Origin of the sequence: Kitasatospora sp. NPDC058048, from assembly GCF_042885555.1 — a bacterium.
Classification (GTDB): Bacteria; Actinomycetota; Actinomycetes; order Streptomycetales; family Streptomycetaceae; genus Kitasatospora; species Kitasatospora lactacystinica.
Window position 1 is genome coordinate 1 of record NZ_JBHVRT010000093.1, and the last position, 5,258, is coordinate 5,258.

General features: G+C 71.3%; 3 protein-coding genes and 1 pseudogene. All 4 read right to left on the reverse strand.

Features of this window, described 5'->3' with window-relative positions:
- Positions 1–50: 50 nt before the first annotated feature.
- A complete protein-coding gene (locus tag ACFVVA_RS42020; protein ID WP_359915522.1) occupies positions 51–692 on the reverse strand; it encodes a DUF742 domain-containing protein in 642 nt (213 codons plus the stop codon).
- 161 nt (positions 693–853) lie between these two features.
- Positions 854–1,267 carry a roadblock/LC7 domain-containing protein gene (locus ACFVVA_RS42025; RefSeq protein ID WP_030057391.1) on the reverse strand — a complete coding sequence of 138 codons (414 nt, stop codon included), beginning with the start codon at positions 1,265–1,267 and terminating at the stop codon, positions 854–856.
- Between the two features lie 10 nt (positions 1,268–1,277).
- Positions 1,278–4,625, reverse strand: coding sequence for a nitrate- and nitrite sensing domain-containing protein (locus ACFVVA_RS42030; RefSeq protein WP_387696005.1), 3,348 nt, complete (start codon positions 4,623–4,625; stop codon positions 1,278–1,280).
- 400 nt (positions 4,626–5,025) lie between these two features.
- Positions 5,026–5,258 (reverse strand): annotated as a pseudogene (locus ACFVVA_RS42035) (ATP-binding protein); the annotation flags it as partial.

The window sequence follows — 5,258 nt, forward strand, 5'->3', positions numbered from 1 at the left end:
CCGCGACGACGATCTTCGCGGAGGTGGTGGCGCGGGTGGGGGCGGCCGCGTTAGAGCTTGCGAAGTCCACTGAGGACCCTTTCGAGCAGCGTGACGTCGGGCTGGTTTCCGGTTTCGCCGCCGGAAGCGGGCTGGTGGATGGCGACCAGGCCGGCCTCGGCCAGGTCGGCCACGAGGATGCGGGCCACTCCCAGGGGAAGCGAGAGCAGCGCCGACACCTCGGCGACGGATTTGACCTCCGTGCACAGCGTGCAGATCCGCTGGTGCTCGGGGAGCAGGGTGGCCAGGCGCTGCGGGTCGACGTCGGCGGAGACCAGGGCCTCCAGCGCGAGTTCGTAGCGCGGGCGGGTCCGGCCGCCGGTCATCGCGAACGGGCGGATCAGCGGGCCGGAGTCGGGTTCGTCCTCGAACTCCTCGTAGTGGCCGGGCTCCTGGGCGGGCCGGTAGCCGGGGGCCGGCTCGGGCGCCGGGGCCGGGTAACCGGGTGCCGGGGCGCCGTACGAGGGCTGCCGGGCGTACTGGTCGTACTGGCCGTACTGCTCTTCGGGGCGGGGGTACGGCTGCTGGGGCTGTCCGTACTGGTGCCGGCCGTACTGCTGACCGTGGCCGACGCCGGGTGCTCCGAAGGCGTCATGGCCTGTGCCAGGGTACGGAACGCCGTACTGGCCGCTGCGGTCGTCGGGCGGTGTCACGGTTCCTCTCCTCACAGGGTGCGGCGGTGCGGTGCGAGCTTCGGCGCAGGTCCGGAGCCGGTGGTGCGAAGGCCGTACAACGTCCGAACCCGAGCCCGCCGAAGCGGGCCCGGGAAGGACGCGGAGGTGCTTCGAATACCTGGACGGTATCCGACGAACCGTCAGTGCAGGAGACTGCCCTGGAGTTCAGCGCGAAGAGCGGGGGTGAGGACGGCGCCGGCGCGGTCGACGAGCAGGGCCATCTCGTAGCCGACGAGGCCGATGTCGGAGTCCGGGGAGGCGAGGACGGCGAGCGCGGAACCGTCGCTGACGGCCATCAGGAACAGGAAGCCCCGCTCCATCTCGACCACGGTCTGGTTGACCTCGCCGCCCTCGAAGATCCGGCTGGCGCCGGAGGTGAGGGAGGTGAGGCCGGAGGCGACGGCGGCGAGCTGGTCGGCACGGTCGCGCGGGAAGCCCTCGGACATGCACAGCAGGAGGCCGTCCGCGGAGACCACCACGGTGTGGGACACCCCGGGGGTGTTGTCCACGAAATTGGTGATCAGCCAGTTCAGGTTCTGTGCGGCCTGGCTCATCTGAGTCAACTCAACGCTCCTGGTGGTTCGAGCCGCCGAAGAGATCGGTGCTCCGGTTCTGTCCGTTGCCGGACTGGTCTGCCTGATCGGGGTCGATCCGGAAGCTTCCGGTGTTACCGGCGCTGCGGCCCTGCTCCACACCGCGGCGCAGGTTGGTGAGGCGGCCACGGACCTCCTCCGGGCTGCGGGAGACCTGCGGCCCGTCCTGCGGGGTGGGCTTGGCGTTGCCGGGCACCAGGTTCTGCTTGGGCACGCGCCTCGGCAGACCGGCACCGGTGGTGCCGCTGGAGCTGGGCTCGCGCAGCTGCTCGGCCCGCTGCCAGTCGCCGTCGTTCGGCGACTGCCAGGCGGTGCTGGCGGTCGGGCCGGTCGGGCCGTATCCGCCGAGCGAGGACACGTCGTGGCCGCGCTGGGTCGGGGACGCCGAGGTGTCCTTGGCGCCGGCGAACCAGTTCGGGGCGTCGCCGGACGCGCCGGCGCCGGACGGGGCGGCGGTGGGGCCGCCGCTCGCCAGCTGCTCGCCGGGGCGGCGCTGCGGCAGTCCGGACGGCAGGGTGGTGTGCGCCTCGGCGGCGGGCAGCGCCGGCGGCTCCGGGGCGTACGGGTGGCCGGCCGGGGACTCCTCGGCCTGCCGGCCGTACTGGTCGGCGTACCCGTCCTGCTGGTAGCCGCCCTGGTCGTAGCCGTACCGGTCGTCGGCGTAGCCCTGCTGCTCGTAGCCCTGCGGGGCGTACTGGTCGTAGCCGTCCTGGGCGTACTCGTCCTGCTGGTACTCGTCCTGCTGGTAGCCGCCCTGGTCGTAGCCGTACCGGTCGTCGGCGTGGGGCTGCTGCTCGTAGCCCTGCGGGGCGTACTGGTCGTAGCCCTGCTGGTAGTCCTCCTCGACCTCGGCGTCCACCACCGGCGCCTGCGGGCCGCCCTCCAGGGCCGCGCGGCGGACCTGGTCGAGGCGCTGCGAGCGCTGGACGGACTCCAGGGCCGGGCTGAACCCGCTGGAGCCGGCGTTGCCGATGCCGGTGAGGTGGTCGTCGAAGCCGAGCTCGGCGGCGCTGCGGGCCGTGGTGTCCGGCGCCCACTGGGCGGTCGGCTCCTGCTCGGCGAAGATCCGCGAGACGGTGAACTGCTCGTCCGGCTCCGGCGCCGCACCCGACTGGGTGACGAACGGCGGGAGCATGACCAACGAGGTGGTGCCGGCGGACTCGCCGGACGGGCGGAGCTGGACGCGGATGTCGTGCCGCTGGGAGAGCCGGCCGACCACGAACAGGCCCATGCGGCGGGAGATGGTGGCGTCCACCGTGGGCGGCTCGGCCAGCTTCTCGTTGATCTCCGCGAAGTCCTCGGCGGTGAGGCCGATGCCCTTGTCGTGGATCTCGACCAGCACCCGGCCGTCCGGCAGGCGGGTCGCGTTGACCAGGACCCGGGTCTGCGGGCTGGAGAACGAGGTGGCGTTCTCCAGCAGCTCGGCGAGCAGGTGGACGAGGTCGGTCACGGCGGCGCCGACGACGTCGACCTCCGGGATGCCGGAGAGCTCGACGCGCTCGTACTGCTCCACCTCGGAGGCGGCGGCGCGGAGCACGTCGACCAGCGGGACCGGGGTGTTCCAGCGGCGGCCGGCCTCCTCGCCCGCGAGGACGAGGAGGTTCTCACCGTTGCGGCGCATACGGGTCGCGAGGTGGTCCAGCTTGAAGAGGTTCTCCAGCTGGTCCGGGTCGGCCTCGTTGTTCTCCAGGTCGGTGATCAGCGCCAGCTGGCGCTGGATCAGGCTCTGGCTGCGGCGCGACAGGTTGGTGAAGATCGCGTTGACGTTCCCTCGCAGCAGGGCCTGCTCGGCGGCGAGTGCCACCGCCTGCTGGTGGACCTGGTCGAACGCCCGGGCGACCTCGCCGATCTCGTCCTTGCCGTGCAGCGGGATCGGGGTCACCGAGGTGTCGACCCGCTCGGGGTCGGTCTTGGAGAGCTTCTCGACCAGGTCCGGCAGACGGTGGTCGGCGATCTCCAGGGCGGCGCTGCGCAGGGTGCGCATGCCGAGGATCATCGAGCGGGCCACGTAGCCGGTGAGCAGACCGGCCAGGATGAGCGCCGCGACGACGATGATCGTGTTGAGGATGGCGTCGTAGAGCGCGTTGTCCTTCAGGGCGCGGGACTCGGCGAGGACGTCGTCCAGCAGCGCGATCTCGGTGTTCCGCAGGGCCTGGATGTGGCTGTTGGCGGCCTGGTTCCAGTTGTCCGGGGTCAGGCCGGCGTTCTTCGCCTCGGCGTACGCGGCGTCGGCGGCGGCCTTGCCCTTCAGCTGGCCCTCCGCGGCGGCCTGGCTGTAGGCGGCGCCGAGCTGGAGCAGGCTCTGCATGGTGGGCGCCGCGCCGTTGGGCATCTTGTACGCCGAACGATCCTGGGCGGTGGCCAGGGCGACCTGGGCGGCCGCGTACTTCCGGGCGTCCTCGGGGGCGCCGCCGGTGTGGAACTCGTTGAGGGAGACCTGCTCCAGCTTCTCCGAGACCAGGATCTGCTGGATCACGTCCTGGTTCTCGTAGCGCGTGGTGGCGTTCTGCGAGATGCCGACCAGCAGGTTGAGCATCAGCGCGCGCTGGGTCGAGGCGGAGGCCTTGGCCAGCGACATCGCGTAGATCGCGCGGCCCTTGCTGGTGGCGTTGGCGGAGCCGATGCCGACCGAGTTGTCGTAGGCCAGCAGCGGGGCGAGCATCACCGAGTAGGCGCTCGCGGTGGCGCTGGCGAACAGCTCGGGGCTGTACGCGTTGGCCCGCAGGTGCGCCAGGTCGAGGACCAGGGCCTGGAAGGCCTCGTGGCGGCGGGGGAGCTCACCGGACTTGTCCGAGGCGGCGTAGGCGGCGTTGTAGGCCTTCAGCGCGGTGTCGGTGTCGTTGCGGCGCTTGGTGACCTCGTTGTTCGGGTCCTGCTTGGTGAGCAGGGGTATGAGCGTCTTGTCGCGCTCGTTCTCCAGCGCCTCGGCGAGTTCGGTCGCCGCCTTGGCCAGCTCCGCGGTCTTCTCGGCGCGGGAGGCCTTGATGTAGCCGTCGACCGAGGTGTTCACGCGCAGACCGCCGAAGACGAGACTGATGATCACGGGGATCAGCAGGATCGCGATCAGACGGGTCGGCACGCGCCAGTTGCGCGGGCGGAGGAAGTCGTACCGGCTGGAGCCGCCGCCGTCGCCCGACGAACCGCCGCCGAGGGGCGCCGTGGGCGCGGCCTGGGGCTCGGGGGCCGGGGCGGGGCCCTGGGCGCGTTCCTCGGTGGGAGTGAACGCGGAGAATCCGGCCGGATCCCCCTGGGTACCGTTCGGCTCGCTCTGGCGGGGCTCGGAGCGCCGCTGCGGGGCGGGTTGCTGCTTACGCCTCACTCGACAACTACCTCTCGGCCGACTGCCGGCCATGGATCAATCCAGCGCTACCCGGGTGCCCTGACCTCCGCCGGACGGGCCGGAGCAGGAGACATCCAGGGGTAGCTGGAATTTCAGCACGTGCGGGGATGGGGGACAAACAGCCGCAGTCCGACACCCACGCCGGAACAATCCGGACATTCACCGACATGGCGGAGCAAATCCGTGATCACCTGGCGCTGAGTGACGCGGATTCGCCACACTGAGTCATTGTTGATCACAAAATGCCTACCGAACTGTTATCCGCTGCTTATATACGGGTCTTGCGCGGGGCCCCCGGAGGACACCGGCCGGTAAGCGTCGCGGCCCCGACGGCCCGCTGCAGGGGACGGACCGTCGGGGCCGGGCGGTTCCCCCTCGCTCAGCGGAGCCGGGCCAGCAGGGCGTGTTCGACGAGGGTGATGAGGGCGCTCTTGGCGCTGTCGCGGCGGCGGGCGTCGAGAGTGACGACGGGGGTGTCGGCGCCGAGTTGGAGTGCTTCGCGGACTTCGTCGGCGGAGTGGGGCTGGTGTCCGTCGAAGCCGTTGAGGGCGACGACGAAGGGCAGTCCGCTGTTCTCGAAGTAGTCGAGGGCGGGGAAGCAGTCGGCGAGGC

Excerpts from the sequence above, each read along its gene's own strand:
- ACFVVA_RS42025 (WP_030057391.1), bottom strand. The coding sequence starts at position 1,267 with ATGAGCCAGGCCGCACAGAACCTGAACTGGCTGATCACCAATTTCGTG.